The 340-nt window shown below is 60.6% G+C and carries 1 protein-coding gene; it reads right to left on the reverse strand.

Features of this window, described 5'->3' with window-relative positions:
• On the reverse strand, positions 1-340 hold a 340-nt coding region (locus BST40_RS28625; RefSeq protein WP_208618968.1), incomplete at both ends, for a pentapeptide repeat-containing protein.

Consider the following 340-nt stretch of genomic DNA (forward strand, 5'->3'; position numbering starts at 1 on the left):
GAGTTCAGACCTCCGATACCCACCTGATTGTGGCTGTTGATTCCCTTCCCGTTGTTATTGTTGCCGCTGTTGCCGAACCCGACATTGTTATTCCCGGTGTTGCCCCAGCCGATGTTGTTGGTGCCATTGTTCCCGCCACCCTGATTGGCACTGCCGATGTTGCCCATGCCGGGATTGTTGTTGCCGAGGTTGCCGCTGCCGGTATTGCCGTCACCCCGGTTACCCTGGCCGGTATTTCCGGTGCCGTAGTTACCGGCGCCCTGGTTGGTGTTGCCGAAGTTGCCGCTGCCGGAGTTGCCGGTGCCGGTGTTGCCGGTGCCCAGGTTTGCGCTGCCGATGT

It is taken from the genome of Mycobacterium persicum, assembly GCF_002086675.1.
Taxonomy (GTDB): Bacteria; Actinomycetota; Actinomycetes; order Mycobacteriales; family Mycobacteriaceae; genus Mycobacterium; species Mycobacterium persicum.